The organism is Paenibacillus sp. 276b (assembly GCF_900107875.1).
GTDB lineage: Bacteria > Bacillota > Bacilli > Paenibacillales > Paenibacillaceae > Paenibacillus > Paenibacillus marchantiae.
Map to the genome: position 1 here is coordinate 14,582 of NZ_FNRR01000015.1, position 17,310 is coordinate 31,891.

Here is a 17,310-nt window from a genome sequence, read left to right on the forward strand (position 1 = left end):
CCCGAAGGGGGCTGCCCATTATGGACTATACTGGTTTTCTACATCAATTGGTTGAAGGAATGCAACGTCCCGAACCAGAACAGGGGCGGCGGTACCTGATACGGTTCGCCAAACCGAAGCAATATGAAGCCTGCCTCGTGGAACTGTCGCGGATGAGGAATGAATTTACGGATCTTGGTATGGTACGCTCCTCCCGGCTGGCCCGCTCCATTATCGCCCCGGTGCATGACCCAGAAGAATTATCTCGCTACAGCAATGAGATTACGGTAGAAGAAGATGTATCCATCTCACTGCATGCCACCGCGCTTCACAGTAAACCGAGCAGTGCTCAGGGCATACCTTGGGGCGTCAAACAGATTCACGCTCCCAAAGTATGGTCCGTATCCACGGGACATCGAATCAAAATCGGCGTGATCGACACAGGTGCCGATTATCAACACCCGGATCTTCGCTATTCGCTGGCACGCGGAATCAATCTGTTAAACCGCAGTCTGCTTCCTCATGATGATAACGGTCATGGCACCCATATTGCCGGAACCATTGCCGCAGCTAACAGTACGGCAGGTATGATTGGCGTAGCCCCTCGCTCCCTGATCTATCCGGTGAAGGCATTCGACCATAATGGTTCGGCCTTCGTGTCAGACATTGTGCTTGGCATCGATTGGTGTGTACGCAATCGGGTCGATATTATCAATATGAGCTTTGGCATGAAAACGCGTAGCAAAGCATTGCTTGATGTCGTGAACCGTGCCCATCAAGCCGGAATTGTCATTGTTGCTTCATCAGGAAATGACGGCAAACGCCGCAGCATTGATTATCCGGCACGTTATCCGCAAACGATATCGGTTGGGGCAACCGACAAAAACCGGCGGATCGCCTCGTTTAGTAACCGAGGTGCATACGTTGATGTATATGCGCCAGGGGACAAAATTGTTTCATCCTGGGTGCAAGGCAAGCACCATGAGATGAGCGGTACCTCCATGGCGACATCGCACGTCAGTGGCGCCATAGCGCTCTTGCTTGCGAAGCATCCAGGCCTGTCGCCAGCCGAGATCAAAACGCTCGTAAAGCGCGCGACCGTTCCGCTGCGCGCACGCAAGACAACCACCGCGAAGAGCAAAATACGCGGTGGCGAGATTGACGTCCTCAAGCTGATGCAGGAGGGCGGAGGGTAAACAGCGCTGCCTGCCGCAGGGAGCCGTTCCGTGAAGCATTCGCTAAGCGCAGCACTGCTGCGCGGTGTGATGCTTCACGGTGATTGCCCACGGCGGCAGGCAGCGCTGGCTCTGGGTGCCTCGGGGCCTTATGAACTCGGCCGCGGGCAAAACAAAAAGTCTCCCTGTCCACGCTGGATTGCAAGCGTGGTGCATGGAGACTTTTTGCTAAAGCCATAGGGCGGTTGTGCACCGCCAGGGCTTGAATTACATTTTGTCCGGTGCGGATACGCCCACCAGACGAAGCGCTGTTGCGATGACGGTGCGTACAGCACCGATCAGGGCCAGACGCGCCTGAGTTTGTCCCGCGTCTTCAGTAATGACGCGCTCTGCACGATAGTAACTGTGGAACAGGGATGCCAGTTCATATACATAACGAACAATACGATGCGGCGCATATCCCGTAGCAGCAGTCGCGATTTCTTCAGGCAGTTCACCCATTTTGCGAAGAAGGTCATATTCATGTTCCGTTGTCAGCTTCGAAAGGTCGATCTGTGCCAATGGCAACAGCTCAATGCCTTGTTCTTCTGCCTGACGGTATACGCTGCATACCCGAGCGTGAGCGTATTGAACATAGAATACAGGGTTTTCATTGGACGTCGAAATCGCAAGGTCCATGTCAAAGTCCAGATGAGAGTCCATGCTGCGCATGGTAAAGAAGTAACGAATGGCATCAATGCCTACTTCGTCCATCAGATCTTCCATCGTTACCGCCTTGCCTGTACGCTTGGACATCTTCACTTTCTCGCCATTCTGGAACAAGCTCACCATCTGTGCAATCAGCACGACCAATTTCTCAGGATCGTTGCCCAGTGCTTGCATGGCCGCTTTCATCCGTGGAATATAACCGTGGTGGTCCGCTCCCCAGATGTTAATCATCGTGTCGTATCCACGCGCATATTTATCACGGTGATAAGCAATGTCCGGTGTAAGGTACGTGTACGTGCCGTCATTTTTAATCAAAACACGCTCTTTATCGTCACCATACTGCATGGTTTTCAACCAAGTTGCTCCGTCTTGCTCATAGATTTCATTACGATCACGCAATTCGTCAAGTACACGCAACACTTCTCCGTTATCATACAGCGAAGTTTCGCTGAACCAGATGTCAAAATTGACACGGAAGCGATTCAAGTCACGTTTGATCTTGTCCAATTCTTTTTCCAAACCGAAGTCGCGGAAATAAGCTGCACGGTCACCTGGATGCATGGACAGCAAAGAATCGCCTTTCTCAGCCACTAGCTCCTTGGCGAATCCTTTGATATCCTCACCATGATAACCATCTTCCGGCATCTCTGCGTCTTGGCCAAGTTCCTGCAAATAGCGAGCTTCAATGGAACGAGACAGATTAAATACCTGATTACCCGCGTCATTAATGTAGTATTCACGTGTTACATCATATCCGGCATAGTCGAGGATGTTGCAAAGCGCATCACCCACAGCCGCTCCACGCGCATGGCCCAGATGCAGACTGCCTGTCGGGTTGGCACTGACAAACTCCATCTCGACCTTGCGCCCTTCACCAACATTGATTCTTCCATAATTCTCACCCTGCTCATGTACAAGCCCCAGCACAGGGTAGAGATAACTCTTGTCCAACTTAAAGTTAATGAATCCCGGTCCGGCAATCTCAGCCTTCTCAATTCCAGCTTCAGCCAGGTTGAGATTGGCAATAATCTCTTCTGCGATCTGGCGTGGATTACGCTTGGCAATCTTGGTCAGTTGCATAGCGGCATTGGTTGCCAAATCGCCGTGTGTTTTCTCGCGTGGTACTTCAAGGGTGATGGTCGGCAGATCCTCCTGCGTAACAATGCCAGCAGCAACAATGGCATTGCCGATGGCTGTACTTACCCGTTCGTTAATCGTATCTAATGGATTACGTGTCATGAAATTGGTTCCTCCTGTATATGCAAACTAATCGCGAAATGTCCGGATTCTTCGTCAAAGCGGTAAAAGTCGTAGCTCCACGCTGCGCGTGCGCTCAATCCCTGAATGGAAAGTTCCAGCTCCTGTGTATGCGTGGACAAGGCAAACGACATATACGGCGAGCGGTAAAAACCAGAGAGCTTGCGGTTTAACTCAAATGTTTGCTCCGATTCCACCTCACCGTGACGTATAATCTTGATGGATTGTCCGCCCAGCTTCAATGTTGTTCGGGTAATACCGCCCTCGGGGCCAGCCTGTGGCTCTTCATAACGAACATAGAGCACAGATCCCTTCAATACGGCTTCACCCTGCATTTCCTGCAGTACATCTTCACCTTCATAACGGCTGTGCAGCCGGATCTGAACCGGTCGCATGTTCGACATGAATGTTAACCTCCATTATATTCGAGGCGACGCAAAATCAGGCACGGCCGGTGAGAACAGCCCTTCCTGTATTGTTGTGCCGCTATACGCGCTCATATTCCCGGATAGCTCGCTATCCTACACTCTACTGTATAACTATATCCAGTTCACCCGCTCAATTCAAATCCAAATTCAGAGTTTTTGCCCATCAATGCCAAAAAAAGCAGAGCCACACTCGTAAAGTGCAGCTCTGCCTTGCTTCATTAATAAAGAAATACGTTCTGGATCAGGTCCATCGCGGCTCATATGGAAATGGACAGGTCGACTCTACCAACTTGGCGCGCACCTGTACGAGACAGCCACAATAGCGGCAGGTCGTACCGTATTGTAATCCTGGACAATCAGAGCAGATGGATAAACGCCGCTCATATTCAGCATCATCGACGACCGGACGTGAGCGTGAGGCCAGCTCCACGAGCCGGGCCATCTTGGCTTCACTAATTTTCACATCATATTGATCGTTACATCCCTTGCATGGCTCCCGTTTCCCAGCACTTCTACTCTGCACGGATGAATCCATCTGATCAAGCCTTTATTATAGCGACCACTCCAACCGAGGCCGGAGGCAGTACAAAACGCAGTTTGTTATTTTCGAGTGTAATACCCTTCCAGTCCGCAGGTTGAACCTGATTCGGCTGTTCAAATGTGTTGAACGCACTATAATCTGCGTGATGCAGAATTCGTCCCGATACAGCAGAAGCGTTCGTTGATTCAATCTGACAAACCACTTCAAGCTCATCCGTATGACTAAGGTTACACGCCGTCACATGAATAACGCCATCATTGCTACGAGAAGCTGACAAACTAAGTTGAGGGATGGTCTCTTCCCCGAAAGTATATCCAGGGCTCTCGTAATTCAGTTCCAACCGCTGCGCGTCCATGTGCACCTGATACATATCAAACACATGATATGTAGGCGTAAGCAGCATCTTCTCTCCTTCTGTCAAGACCAACGCCTGGAGAACATTAACGATCTGGGCCAGATTGGCCATATGCACTCTTTTATTATGTTGGTTGAAAATATTCAGATTGATCCCTGCAAGTACAGCATCACGCATCGTATTTTGTTGATACAGGAACCCAGGATTAGTACCCGGCTCAACGTTATACCACGTTCCCCACTCATCCACGATAATACCGACTCTGCCCTCAGGATCATATTTATCCATAATCTCGGAGTGCTTAAAAAGTAACTCTTCCATATATAGCGTCTTTTTCAATGTAGTGAACCACTCAGCTTCTCCGAAACCTGTAGCCTGACCTTTATCTGCCCACTCACCTGTTGGAATGGTGTAATAATGCAGGCTGATTCCATCCATAAAACGACCGGCCTCCCGCATTAACACCTCCATCCAGTGATAGTTGTTGTCATTGGGACCGCAGGCAATTTTATAAATTTCATTCCCGGAATAATTGCGTACATATGTAGCATAACGACGGTACTCATCTGCGTAGTATTCCGGACGCATATTACCACCACAACCCCAGTTCTCGTTCCCCACACCAAAGTATTTCAGCTTCCATGGCTCTTCACGGCCATTGCTCTTCCGCCAGTTCGCCATCGGTGATTCCCCATCAAACGTGATGTACTCCACCCATTCCTGCATCTCCTGCACCGTACCGCTGCCCAGATTGCCGCTGATATATGGCTGCGTATCAAGTAACTCACATAGTCTCAGGAATTCATGCGTGCCGAAATGATTGTTCTCTTCTACTCCGCCCCAGTGCGTATTGATCATCCGGGCGCGCTCACTTTTTGGACCTATGCCATCTTTCCAGTGATATTCGTCGGCAAAACAACCTCCAGGCCAACGAAGTACGGGAATATGGAGTTTTTGCAGTGCAGTAAGCACATCATTTCGGATGCCTTCCGTATTGGGGATAGGAGAGTCCTCTCCCACCCAAATGCCTTCATAGATACAGCGTCCCAGATGCTCTGAGAAATGACCGTATATATTGCGATTTATTAATCCTTGTTCTGAATCCGCCTTTAGAATAACATCAACCATTATTTCAACCTCCTCAAAAGTATTGTTACCGCTTACAATAACGTGTTTCTAAACAGGATTCAACCGTTTTTATTCAAGCAAAAACAAGCCCTCTCCGGTTTCATTTGTCCGGAAAAGACTTGTTTGTTTGGGCTGGCCTCATCAGGCCAAATTAGTTGAGATTTATACCATTTTAGATTGAAATCGCCTTAAAATTATTCCATGGCATAACGTCATTTACTCGTTTACAGCGGGCAATAACATTTTTTGCTTCCATGTTGTTCCACCATCTGTCGTCTCATAAATCGCAGGATAATTGTCGCTTGTTACGACGAGCCAACCTGTTTTGGCAGAAGGAAACGAAATGCGGGAGCTATAACCTGGATCTTTCAGGTCGATATTTTTCCACGTGGAACCTGCATCATATGAACGTCCAATCCCCACTTTGCCCGCCGCAGGTGATCCTGCGGAGAGATAGGCCGTCTGATTGCCGATCAACGCCATGTTCCCTGGGTGACCCCCTGGGTCTGCGGGGCCTTTTCCATTCCCTGTGCTGTTTGCACCTGGAGCCGGGCCACCACCTGCTGTGGATTGAGCAAAGACCTGTCTCCAATTCTTGCCCTCATTTCCACTCGCGTAGAGAGAATACGACTGCTGAGACATTCCTGCGTCGCCATACAGAAGGGCCCATACCTGGTTACCACTTGCGTATAAATCTCCACCGCTCCAAGTTGCTGAGGCTACCTTCAGCGATTGCGTCCAGTTCTTGCCGCCGTTACTTGTCTGCATGATACGGTATCCCGAACCAGGAGCCACTACAATGGCATAACCTTGCTTCTGTGTCGTGAACACAGCTCCGCGTGTATTGGCTGGTGTGGAGATCGGGCTCCATGTTGCACCGCCATCCTTCGTCAAATAAGCTCCATTATAGGTATATCCAAAGCCTTCGTTTTTATTGAGGAAATCAATTCGTTTAAACTGTATACCTTTAGTATCCATCCGTGTCCAGTGCGCACCGCCATCCGTTGAGCGGATGAGATATGTCGTTGGAGAATCCTTTACCTGTGCCAAAGCAAATCCATTCACATTATTCGGGAAATCAAGTTGTGTGAACTGCCATTGGCCTGTATAGATGGACTGCCAAGTGCAGCCAGAATTCGATGTGCCAATAAGGAAGCCTTCACCACCAGCCCGTCCGGTTGTATTGTTCAGAAAATCGATATCCGTAAATTGCAGTCGTTGGTCTTCCACACCACTGCCTTTTTTCAACGTAGCCGTTAATCCGTGATCTCCACTTCCACACGTTGGGGAGGATGCAGCGTTAGCGCCGGGTAGAGTATGTACCGGTCCCAGTCCCCAAGCCAGTGTAACTGATAATGCGAGTGCGCCAATCCGTTTCCATGTCTTTCTGCTCTTTGTTGTCATTGTGACACCTCCTTCTATGTTTTTACCCTATTTTGCAGGATTTAACGTAACAATTTGTTTATCACGCGTAACATTATTGCAATTAAAAACCACTCATGCCCACAATTTTTATCTCATGGGCATGAGTGGTTGATCATTAATCTCTACTAAGAGCTGATTTAAATGGGATATGTCTTAAAAGCAATGATCACAAAAGTGATACTTAAAACAAGGCAAAGGGCAAAATGCAATTTATTGTATTTGAGTGTTCTGATGCTAAAGGAAACATATAACATAGCTAGATTAGCCAGTATTAGCGTTAAGTTAATGAACAAAGTCATTGTTATTATAAGATTGATGGTAAATATCATAAGTACCGCTATGAACCATTTGGGATACATACTCAATTGAGCCCGGATTGCATGCATAACAAAAACTCCTTTCCTCTATTTCCATATTATACATAAATATTAAGATAGAGTCATCCCAAATACGTGTTTTCGCTTAACGTGCGGGCGGAATCATATATACAACAAATGGTAGAGGTACGGGAACGTAATCGATATTATGGACTTTACATAGCAAGCGAAAACCCACCTCATAAGGTCGGAAGCCTGACGGTGGGTTTTGCTTGAATAGCAATATTTAATTCTTGCACACTGTGGCAATCCACAGCCTTTCGGAGTCCTAAGAGTCTTTACCGTTGGCCCGGTGAAGGCTCTTTTTTAGTATATGGTCGAACCCGATCACCCTATACTTCACGAATGAGATCAGAAGACGATCATAAAAAAACGCCCTCTCCTACGCAGGCTTCAACCTGACGCAGACAGAGGACGCTGTTATTTTGCGATTACTTCACGAATCCAAGCAGCATTTCACGGATCATCTTCGCAGCCACAATTTGTGTCTGTTCTGTGTGATCGTAAATAGGAGCCACTTCAACCAGGTCACAACCGACCACATTTACATCTGATCCTGCAATCATGTGAATGGCTTCAAGCAATTCCTTGGACGTAATACCGCCCGCTTCTGCTGTTCCTGTACCCGGAGCTGCAGATGGATCAAGCACATCGATATCGATTGTAACGTACACCGGACGGTTACCCATTTTCGGAAGAGCTTCCTTCATCGGAGCTGCCACTTCAAACGGATAGAAGTTGATGTTCTCCCGTCCGAATTGGAACTCTTCCCGGGAACCGGAACGAATTCCGAACTGATAAATATTTTTGCCACCCATCAGTTCAGCTGCTTTACGCACTGGCGTTGAGTGGGACAATGGCTCGCCTTCATAGTTTTCACGAAGGTCGGCATGTGCATCAATATGGATCAGGATAAGGTCCGGATATTTTTTGTACATTTGCTGAATAACAGGCCAAGTGACGAGGTGTTCCCCGCCGAGTCCAATCGGGAATTTGTCGTCAGCCAGTAGGCCACCGATGTATTCTCCGATGACTTCGAGACTGCGTCCTGCGTTACCGAAAGGCAAAAGCAGATCCCCAGCGTCAAAGTAAGTCATATCCACAATGCTTTTATCAAGGTAAGGGCTGTACTCTTCAAGTCCAACCGACGCCTGACGGATATGGGAAGGACCAAAACGGGACCCTGGACGGAAGCTGACGGTGTAATCCATCGGCATACCATAAATGACTGCTTTGGAGTTCTCGTAATCCTCTGAACTGCAAATAAATACGTTACCTGAATAAGCTTGATCCAATTTCATCTAATTATTCCTCCTTATTTCGTAAGGTCTTCCACGAATTTAGGAAGAACGAACGCCGCTTTGTGCAGACGTGGAGAGTAATATTTCGTATCCATCTCTGGAATCTGCGTCTCGTCCACCTCAAGCGGATTATGTTTTTTGCTACCCATTGTAAAAGTCCACAGACCACTTGGGTACGTAGGGATATTACAGCCGTACACATGTACGATCGGGAAGATTTCTTTAACGTCTTTGTTTACCTTTTGGATCAGATCCGCTTTGAACCACGGGTTGTCCGTTTGAGCAACGAAGATCCCGTCTTCTCTCAGCGCTTCATAGATACCTTGGTAGAAACCGCGCTCAAACAGCGGAGCAGCCGGACCTACAGGCTCTGTGGAGTCAACGATGATTACATCGTATTCATTTTTATGCTCTATAATATGCATGTAGCCATCGTTCACCAGCACTTCAACGTTAGGCTCGTCCAATTTACCGGCGATTTCAGGCAGATACTTTTTGGAATATTCAATCACTTTCCCGTCGATTTCGACGAGAACTGCTTTTTCTACATCAGCATGCTTAATGACTTCACGGATAACTCCGCCGTCACCGCCACCGACAACCAGCACCTTTTTCGGGTTCGGGTGTGTGTTCAGTGCAGGGTGAGCCGCCATTTCGTGATAAACGAACTCGTCTTTCACCGTTGTCATCACCATGCCGTCAAGCAGCAACATATTGCCGAATTCTTCGGTCTCTACCATAGCCAGATCTTGAAAATCCGTCTTTTCGCTTACATAGGTCTGTTTAATCTTCGCGGTGATTCCGAATGCGGGGGTCTGTTTCTCCGTAAACCACAATTCCATAATCTCTACCTTCTTTCCGTAAAGTTTATATAGATTAAATTGACCAGAGCGTACATAGCGTCTGACTAATCAAAGAATCAAATCACTGACAATGGGTACTGTTCGACCTTCCTTGCCTATTGTATGTTGTGCCGAACTGTTACTTTTCATTACCCTTTTGCATTATACGCGATTGACGTTTATACTGCAAAACGGTTTTTTCCTGCAAAAAAGCTATATTTTAAACCGTTAAACGGCCGGATTGAATATCCGTGTCATTGAATTCCCATACTGGAAAGAAAAGAAAGGAGCCCGTTCCATGACCCAATCAAGCCAAAAGACCCGCAAACGCGGGTTCCAAATATGGAAAGTCATCAAAAGCCTGACTCTGCTCGCTATTCTCGGCCTAATCGCCACAGCAGCAGCATTGGTCTATCTATACGCCACCAGCCTGCCACTGGCCGACTCCGATCGCAATTCCAGGCTGCTGGACAGCCAGGGCGAAGTCATTGCCACTTTCTCGGCAGGCGGCAAAGACTCGGTACCCGTGCAGTTGGGAGATATCTCACCTGATTTGGTTAGCGCTACACTTGCTGTAGAGGACCGCAAGTTCTATGATCATGTCGGCTTCGACATCCGAGGAATGGGACGGGCTGTACTCGTCAACCTGGAACATATGCAGATGTCCCAGGGCGCAAGTACACTAACGCAACAGCTCGCGCGCAACTTGTATTTGTCCCATGAAAAGACATGGACCCGCAAAGCCAAGGAAGCGATGTACACGGCACAATTGGAGATGAAATACAGCAAGGATGAAATCCTGCAGATGTACCTGAATGAAATTTATTACGGTCACGGCGCCTACGGGATCGAAGCAGCCTCACGGATGTATTTTGGCAAATCCGCCAAACAGTTGACGCTTGCCGAAAGTGCCATGCTTGCAGGGATTCCAAAGGGTCCGACCTACTATTCTCCATATAATCATATGAAGAACGCCAAGGACCGGCAGAAGGTTGTATTGAATGCCATGGCTGACATCGGCAAAATTACGCAAGCGGAAGCAGACAAGGCTTATGAAGAAATGCTCTCGTTCAAGCCGGAAAGTGAACGCAAAACCGTAGAAAGTGCACCCTATTTCCGCGATTATATCCGGAATCTAGCCATCAAGGAGCTGGGAATCAGCGAAGCGATGCTGGATCATGGGGGATTGAATATATACACCACGCTGGATCTGCGTGTACAAAAAGCGGCGGAAGATGCCGTAGCCAAGGGCATGGACGCCAAAAGTGAGCTCGAAACGGCTCTGGTATCGATCGATCCGCGTACCGGATATATCAAAGCGATGGTGGGCGGCAAAAATTACCGCACCAATCAGATTAACCATGTACTGGCGACTACACGCCAGCCGGGATCTGCTTTTAAACCGATTATGTATCTGGCTGCCCTGGAATCGAAACAGCTCACCAGTGCGTCCATGTTTAAAAGCGAGCCGACCCTGTTTCATTATGACAATGATCGCAAAACCTATAAACCCGGCAACTTCGGGGATAAGTATTTAGGTGAGATTGATCTGAGACAGGCGATCGCCGCTTCGGACAACATCTACGCGGTAAATACGATTATGCAGATTGGACCTGAACAAGTGGTGAAGATGGCCAAGAATCTAGGGATTACGAGCAACATGAGCCCGGTACCCTCCCTTGCACTCGGCACCTCGCCTGTTAGTCCACTGGAGATGGCTTCAGCATTTTCCGCTATTGCCGCAAGTGGACAGCGGACACCTCCTGTAGCCATTCTGCAAGTGACGGATGCCGCAGGACGAGTAATCTATGAAGCACCTCAGACCAAGGCCGAGAAGGTCGTTGAACCCGCTGCCGCTTATGTATTAACACGCTTGATGGAAAGTGTGTTCGAAAATGGAGGTACGGGTAATCGGGTATCTGCAACGATTAAACGGCCTGTCGCCGGCAAAACGGGGACGACCAATACGGATGCTTGGCTAGTCGGCTTCACCCCAGAGCTCTCAACGGCTGTCTGGGTCGGTTACGATCAAGGCAAAGCCATTTCCACATCCGACGGGCGTCGTGCGGCACCCATGTTCGCCCAGTTTACGGAACAGGCCCTCGCCAGTGTTCCACCGAAGATTTTTACTGTACCGGATAACGTCGTCAGTGTATATATCGATCCCGAATCCGGCAAACTGGCTGGCAATGGCTGCGCCGAGAAACGGCTGGAAGTTTTTATTGATGGCACGGAACCGACCGAGGTCTGCCGCAGCGCTTCAGACGATTCGGGTTCAGAGAAAGATAAAGACACTCGAGAAGTGCAAACCCAGCAGGGAATACAGGAAGAGAAGCATTCATGGTGGAAGGATTTCAAACGCTGGTGGGTGGAATAACCAAAGTGACGTAAATACGTAATGACGTAATTGCGTCATCACCCGTAAAATTCAATTTAGCATAAAAGCAAAAGCCCCGAACCGATCATCTCGGTCACGGGGCTTTTGCTTCTTCTTTTTGAACAGCTTGAAACATTCATTAATTAGGCAAGCGCTTCTTTCAATTCATCCGGAGAAGCGTTCCACCATTCTTCGTTATGCGTAGTCAGCAACGTCTTGAGTGCCGCGCGATCCTCAGGTCCAAGATCATCCAGCATGAACCGGCGCTTCATGGCATAATCCATGCGATTCACATGATCGGCAAGCAGTTTCCATCCACGACGCGCTTCTGTATCAATCCACATCTCACACGCAGTTGCTCCACCATAGAACTGCCCCTGTTCGTTACGGTCCACAGCTACCCATACTAGCCATACTTGGCGTCCATTGGGCACATCCTCACGATTAGTCGAGAACTTGATATTGCGCTCCACTTTGCTCTTCGCATGCATCGCGCCCACATCAATCTTTGCTTCACCGTTATCAATAATAACGGGGGAAAGGTTATTCAGATCAATGGAGCCTGCACCGAAACCTTTGTGTTTGCTCTTTGCACTAACGATATTCAAGGCAATCTGTTTTTTGCCGTTCTGCTCGTTTTGGTCCATGTTTTATAGCCTCCAAGGGTTGATACAAATATTTTAACTAATAATCGCCCCAATGCAAACATATACATGCTGTAGATGCTTGTCAACGGGAGGTATTTAACGATGATTCCACGACGCGCCAAGAGCTGGCTCACCGCAATTATAGCCCTGTGTTTAGTTGCCGGGGGGATATGGCTTGGTCTGGGCTCCACACGCTCCATTCAATCTGACTTGCCTGCGCTCGCCCCGGAATCGGGCAAGCCTACGGCACCCGTCAAAACCCAAACATCTCCGGAAAGTATACAGACACCTACCGCTGAAGTGTTCAGCAACCGCGTAGTGGAATATCACATGGATGTGAAGCTGGTAGACGGGAATGTACTGCAAGGGACTCAGACGATCACCTGGACACATCCAGGTAAGAAAACCGTCAGCGAGCTTTATTTTCACATGTATCCCAATGCCTTCTCTTCTGCCGACACCACTTTTATGAAAGAATCCGGAGGGAAACTTCGAGGTGATGTCATGCCCACTAACGGTTACGGTTCCATGCATATTACAGAAATGAAAACAGAGGATGGGCTTTCTCTCTTACATCGGATGCAGTATGTGCAACCGGATGACGGAAACATGAAAGATACTACCCTCATTAAGGTACGGCTGCCCAAACCCGTTAAAGGCGGTGAAAGCATCACGCTTCACACCCGATTTGAGGTCAAGCTACCGAAAATTTTTGCCCGCATGGGAACAGCAGATAATTTCGTTATGGCAGGTCAGTGGTTCCCTAAACTTAGCGTATATGAGCCAGTAGGCACACGAGGTCAAACGACCGAAGGCTGGAATCTGCATCAGTATCACGGTAATTCAGAGTTTTACGCCGATTTCGGTATCTATAGTGTGCGTATTCGGGTACCGGAAACATACAAAGTAGCTGCTACTGGATTCCCAACCCAGCAAGCGGTTGTGAAGAACGGCGAAAAAGTATATCAGTTCTATGCCGATGATGTGCATGATTTTGCCTGGTCAGCCTCTCCTGATTTTGTTTATGCAGAAGAACCCTTCTCTGCTCCCAATGTGCCAGGCGTTCGAATCAAGCTGTATCTCGACCCTGCTCATGAGAATCTGAAGGAACGTTATTTCTACGCCGCCAAAGCAGCGCTATCCAATTATAGCAAGTGGTTTGGCCCTTATCCGTATTCCACACTGTCCATCGTTGTCCCGCCCAAATCAGGGAATGGCGCAGGGGGAATGGAATACCCTACCTTGGTCACCGCCTTCGGTGCAGATGATTCTGCTCCTGGCTACGATCTGGAACGCACGGTTGTGCACGAGATTGGGCATCAGTATTTTTACGGCATGGTCGCGAGTAATGAATTTGAAGAGGCTTGGCTGGACGAAGGATTCACCTCCTATGCAGAAGACAAAGTAATGGAACAGGAATACGGACTTATCCCGAATCTGCCCGTACAAGCTGGTCTCATTACTTCTCCAGCTTCACTGACACAGGACTCCTGGAAGTTTGATTCCCAGAATCAATATGCAGCAAACGTATACACACGAGGCAAGCTTGTATTACTTGGAATAGAACAACAGGTTGGTGCTAAAACGATGGAGCGTATTCTCTCGACCTATGTGAATAAATACCGCTTCAAACACCCTACTTCGTCTGATTTTCAAAAGGTCGTGGAACAAGTGACGCGTACATCCTGGACCGATTATTTTAATCAGTATGTATACGGCGATGGCATGGCTGACTTTGCAGTGGAAAAGATCGCAATCAATCCTATCCTGAAAGACGGCCAAACGTTGTACGAGTCATCGGTTACATTGCAGAAAAAAGGGAGTGAATATAAGAAGGTTCCTGTTCGAATTATGTTCGAAGATGGGAAAACCATGACGAAAGAATGGGATGGTAGCGAGGAGCGCATTACCTACAAACTGACCTATACTTCCCCTGTTTCCTGGGCTATGACTGATCCGCTATACACGATTGTGCTGGAGAACCATCATATGAACAATTTTCTGAAAGCCGGACTGGATGAGCCAACTAAATCCCGCTGGAGCATGAGCGCAACCAAAATTATAGAAGCCATATTCGGAAGTCTGTCATGGTGAGGTGGATACAGTGAAAGCGAAAATACGTGAAGGCTGGTTTCTCGTCCGTCAGCATATGTTCATTGCGGCACTCTTATTTCTCTATCAATTAGTATGGGGATACTTTCTTTATCGGATGGTGCAGTCAGCTGTGGTTCCGCTGCTCCTGCGTTATCCTGACCCTGATACAGGGGAACTCAGTACGATTTTATTTAAAATGGAGAGCCAACTCGGTCTGACAACGAATCCGGAGGTTCACCGCTATTTATGGATTTTAGGGGCTATGCTGCTGATACGGATTCTGATTAGCCCACTCATTCAGGCAGGGCTGCTCTACTCGCTCCAGCATTATAACCATTCGGAAGAGCGCATTCCATTCATTCGCGGTATCAAAAATTTATGGAAACCGATGCTGTTGCTCCACACCATTCGGACTATATTACTGCTGCTACCCGCTTATTGGCTCGCGCCAAAGCTCTATTCCATCTTTATGGAAGGTTTTCATTCCCTCCATCTGCTCTTGCCTGGTATTCCCTATGTTGCTGGTTGGATTGTATACGGGTGGGTTATCCATCATGTCCTACTGTACATGCAGTTTGGTATCTCAGCTCCCGATGGGGAAGGCGGAGCACGTGGTACGTTTCAAGCTATATGGATTGCACTACGCCAAGTCATCACTCTAATCGGCATTGCTGTCCTGCTGGGCGGCCTTCATCTGTTGGTCTTTGGTGCCTTTACTTCAGCTTCATGGTTACTAACCGGCTTAACTGGTCTTATACTACAACAAACGTATCCACTTGCCCGGTGCTTGCTGAGTCTGTGGAAAATATGTGCCCATTTCCGCCTATGGCAGTCCAACTCGGTCAAAGATTAAATTAAACGGTTAAAAACGGTTACCATCTCTATGTAAAGTTGTATTCTTCAAATGCCGTTAAACAAGCAAACCTCGACCTTTCCCCGTCAAAGGTCGAGGTTTTTTTTGTTAATTTTGTTGTTAAACGTTGCCAAAGTGATATACCTCTGTTACAATAATCGCAGTGAGTTTTTAGTAACAACTTTGTAATCTTTACCTTCATATTTGTAACTACTTAAAATTTAATCGTCATTTCTTGATTTCGCAGGTGCATAACTAGCATAGCCAAATTCCTAGCACCTGGGAAGCGGGGGAACCAGTTATGGGTGAATTGATCTTGCAACAGAGGGATCATAGGGGACCTTCAACCGAATCCTTAAGCTAACCTCGCAGGCATTGGAAGGGGTATATCTCTTGTTTAAGAAGAAATTAACCGCAGCTGTACTCAGCCTCACATTCGCATTATCGCTTGGAGCAGGCAGCGCATTCGCAGATTCGAAAATGGACCAAGTTATTGATTCAGCAATGGGGACTACATACAAAAGCGGAGGAACAACGCTTAACGGCTTTGACTGCTCTGGATTCACAAGTTATGTATTCGACAAGCTGGGCATTGATCTGGCTCGCCAATCGAGTTCACAATTCGACATGGGTGATTCGGTATCCCGGATGGAAATGAGACCAGGTGATCTGGTATTCTTCAATACAACGGGCAAAGGGGTCTCGCACGTAGGGATCTTTGTAGGGGATGGAAAGTTTGCACACTCCTCTTCTTCCAAAGGAGTTACAATCAGCGCATTAAGCGAAAGCTACTGGGCTAACCGCTATGTTGGCGCTAAACGCATTATGAGCACGGACGCATATGAGACATTGGCCATCGACTAGGGACAAGCTGAGCAACGTCATGCTGTAACAATAACACTACTGTAACGAAGCATAATAGAACCGTCTGGTACATTCTCCGCAGGAATGTATCCGGCGGTTTTTTTGTGCTTCGTTTCCTTTAATGCGTTCGGGATAGCTACCAAACCTAACTTTAACTTTTTTTAAAGTTAATTTTCATTGCTTCGTCCGTGCTCTTATAATGTTTTTACCCATCCCACTATAATATAAACGAAATTACCGGAACTTTTGTTTCACTTTTTTTGAAAAACGAGGACTTGCCAAATGAACGCCTCTTTTGTAGAGTGGAAACAAGCTTAGATATGGAATGACATATGTATATGGACAAATCAAAATCATTATAGCTTGTTCACAATGAGAGGAGCGTGCAGTTGTATGGATGAAGCCCCTGTGACGTTTCACGTTGTGCCCATGCAAGAAGAACACGCGGAACTAATCTGCGATTGGCAGTATGACCCGCCTTATAATATTTATAGCTGGCTGCCCTGGGAGCAGATGAAAGCACTTGAAGTGGAATTCGGCGATCCCCAGCTACGGAAAGAACAATATGCGGTGGTGCTGGGAGAGGATCAGCAGATTTGCGGTTTTGCTCAATACTTCCCGCTTGAAGGTGTAACCCGCATCGGACTTGGCATGCACCCCGATCGATGTGGTCATGGTCAAGGAACGGCTTTTGTCTCGGCCATTGTGCAGGAAGCCATTCGCCGGAACCCTACAAACGAAATTGATCTGGAAGTTCTGACCTGGAATGACCGGGCTATTCGTGTCTATCTCAAAGCCGGATTTGTTACGCAGGATACATACGAACGACAGACACCGAGTGGTTTGAAACCTTTTTACTGTATGGTCTATGAAGGTCCTCGCGAATAACTAGGGCTTAAAATCACCCCAAAAAGTCCCCGGTTATGTGATTAGTTCAAAAAATTACCACAAAATGCTAT

The 17,310-nt window shown here is 47.8% G+C and carries 15 protein-coding genes and 1 riboswitch; of the genes, 7 read left to right on the forward strand and 8 right to left on the reverse strand.

What is annotated here, in order from left to right:
- Window positions 1-20 precede the first annotated feature (20 nt).
- Both BLV50_RS31965 and BLV50_RS32610 read left to right on the forward strand, forming a co-directional pair.
- A complete protein-coding gene (locus BLV50_RS31965) occupies window positions 21-1,175 on the forward strand; it encodes a S8 family peptidase (protein WP_090812005.1) in 1,155 nt (384 codons plus the stop codon).
- Between the two features lie 30 nt (window positions 1,176-1,205).
- Window positions 1,206-1,394, forward strand: a complete 189-nt coding sequence (locus BLV50_RS32610; protein ID WP_143038174.1) for a hypothetical protein — start codon at window positions 1,206-1,208, stop codon at window positions 1,392-1,394.
- A gap of 27 nt (window positions 1,395-1,421) precedes the next feature.
- Here BLV50_RS32610 and argS read toward each other — a convergent pair whose 3' ends face one another.
- The 7 genes from argS to speE all read right to left on the reverse strand — a co-directional run bounded on the left by argS (window position 1,422) and on the right by speE (window position 9,516).
- Window positions 1,422-3,101 (reverse strand): arginine--tRNA ligase, encoded by a 1,680-nt coding sequence (gene argS, locus BLV50_RS31970; RefSeq protein WP_063567646.1) that lies wholly within the window; start codon window positions 3,099-3,101, stop codon window positions 1,422-1,424.
- Entirely contained in the window at window positions 3,098-3,523 is a 426-nt protein-coding gene (locus BLV50_RS31975; RefSeq protein ID WP_090812007.1) for a YwiB family protein, read from the reverse strand. Before BLV50_RS31975 ends, argS begins: the two co-directional genes overlap by 4 nt.
- Before the next feature lie 265 nt (window positions 3,524-3,788).
- On the reverse strand, window positions 3,789-4,010 hold the full coding sequence (locus tag BLV50_RS31980; protein ID WP_256338090.1) for a DUF6171 family protein: 222 nt from the start codon (window positions 4,008-4,010) through the stop codon (window positions 3,789-3,791).
- A gap of 76 nt (window positions 4,011-4,086) precedes the next feature.
- On the reverse strand, window positions 4,087-5,571 hold the full coding sequence (locus BLV50_RS31985; protein ID WP_090812011.1) for an alpha-N-arabinofuranosidase: 1,485 nt from the start codon (window positions 5,569-5,571) through the stop codon (window positions 4,087-4,089).
- Between the two features lie 216 nt (window positions 5,572-5,787).
- Window positions 5,788-6,975 (reverse strand): WD40/YVTN/BNR-like repeat-containing protein, encoded by a 1,188-nt coding sequence (locus tag BLV50_RS31990; protein ID WP_090812014.1) that lies wholly within the window; start codon window positions 6,973-6,975, stop codon window positions 5,788-5,790.
- 829 nt (window positions 6,976-7,804) lie between these two features.
- Window positions 7,805-8,674, reverse strand: a complete 870-nt coding sequence (gene speB, locus BLV50_RS32000; protein WP_063567641.1) for an agmatinase — start codon at window positions 8,672-8,674, stop codon at window positions 7,805-7,807.
- A 14-nt stretch (window positions 8,675-8,688) separates the two neighbouring features.
- Complete coding sequence (gene speE, locus BLV50_RS32005) at window positions 8,689-9,516, reverse strand: polyamine aminopropyltransferase (RefSeq protein WP_063567640.1); 828 nt, start codon at window positions 9,514-9,516, stop codon at window positions 8,689-8,691.
- Between the two features lie 298 nt (window positions 9,517-9,814).
- Here speE and BLV50_RS32010 point away from each other — a divergent pair, with 298 nt between their 5' ends.
- Window positions 9,815-11,893 carry a transglycosylase domain-containing protein gene (locus BLV50_RS32010; protein WP_090812018.1) on the forward strand — a complete coding sequence of 693 codons (2,079 nt, stop codon included), beginning with the start codon at window positions 9,815-9,817 and terminating at the stop codon, window positions 11,891-11,893.
- Window positions 11,894-12,036: 143 nt separating this feature from the next.
- On the opposite strand, the gene BLV50_RS32015 is transcribed toward BLV50_RS32010, so the two are convergent.
- Window positions 12,037-12,540: a YwhD family protein gene (locus BLV50_RS32015; protein WP_063567638.1), complete on the reverse strand. Its 504-nt coding sequence runs from the start codon at window positions 12,538-12,540 to the stop codon at window positions 12,037-12,039.
- 102 nt (window positions 12,541-12,642) lie between these two features.
- Between BLV50_RS32015 and BLV50_RS32020 the strand changes: the two genes are divergently transcribed.
- From BLV50_RS32020 to BLV50_RS32035, 4 genes are all read left to right on the forward strand, one after another.
- Window positions 12,643-14,634: a M1 family metallopeptidase gene (locus BLV50_RS32020; protein ID WP_090812020.1), complete on the forward strand. Its 1,992-nt coding sequence runs from the start codon at window positions 12,643-12,645 to the stop codon at window positions 14,632-14,634.
- 10 nt (window positions 14,635-14,644) lie between these two features.
- On the forward strand, window positions 14,645-15,487 hold the full coding sequence (locus tag BLV50_RS32025) for a hypothetical protein (protein WP_090812022.1): 843 nt from the start codon (window positions 14,645-14,647) through the stop codon (window positions 15,485-15,487).
- Between the two features lie 252 nt (window positions 15,488-15,739).
- A riboswitch (cyclic di-AMP (ydaO/yuaA leader) is annotated at window positions 15,740-15,877 on the forward strand.
- Window positions 15,878-15,880: 3 nt separating this feature from the next.
- Window positions 15,881-16,351 (forward strand): C40 family peptidase, encoded by a 471-nt coding sequence (locus BLV50_RS32030; protein ID WP_024628797.1) that lies wholly within the window; start codon window positions 15,881-15,883, stop codon window positions 16,349-16,351.
- Window positions 16,352-16,744: 393 nt separating this feature from the next.
- Window positions 16,745-17,239: a GNAT family N-acetyltransferase gene (locus tag BLV50_RS32035; RefSeq protein WP_090812024.1), complete on the forward strand. Its 495-nt coding sequence runs from the start codon at window positions 16,745-16,747 to the stop codon at window positions 17,237-17,239.
- The last annotated feature ends 71 nt before the right edge of the window (window positions 17,240-17,310 follow it).

Coding starts and splice junctions, on each gene's coding strand:
- argS (WP_063567646.1), bottom strand. CDS start 3,101: ATGACACGTAATCCATTAGATACGATTAACGAACGGGTAAGTACAGCC.
- BLV50_RS31990 (WP_090812014.1), bottom strand. CDS start 6,975: ATGACAACAAAGAGCAGAAAGACATGGAAACGGATTGGCGCACTCGCA.
- BLV50_RS31975 (WP_090812007.1), bottom strand. CDS start 3,523: ATGTCGAACATGCGACCGGTTCAGATCCGGCTGCACAGCCGTTATGAA.
- speE (WP_063567640.1), bottom strand. CDS start 9,516: ATGGAATTGTGGTTTACGGAGAAACAGACCCCCGCATTCGGAATCACC.
- BLV50_RS32010 (WP_090812018.1), top strand. CDS start 9,815: ATGACCCAATCAAGCCAAAAGACCCGCAAACGCGGGTTCCAAATATGG.
- BLV50_RS32015 (WP_063567638.1), bottom strand. CDS start 12,540: ATGGACCAAAACGAGCAGAACGGCAAAAAACAGATTGCCTTGAATATC.
- BLV50_RS32020 (WP_090812020.1), top strand. CDS start 12,643: ATGATTCCACGACGCGCCAAGAGCTGGCTCACCGCAATTATAGCCCTG.
- BLV50_RS31965 (WP_090812005.1), top strand. CDS start 21: ATGGACTATACTGGTTTTCTACATCAATTGGTTGAAGGAATGCAACGT.
- BLV50_RS32035 (WP_090812024.1), top strand. CDS start 16,745: ATGGATGAAGCCCCTGTGACGTTTCACGTTGTGCCCATGCAAGAAGAA.
- BLV50_RS31985 (WP_090812011.1), bottom strand. CDS start 5,571: ATGGTTGATGTTATTCTAAAGGCGGATTCAGAACAAGGATTAATAAAT.
- speB (WP_063567641.1), bottom strand. CDS start 8,674: ATGAAATTGGATCAAGCTTATTCAGGTAACGTATTTATTTGCAGTTCA.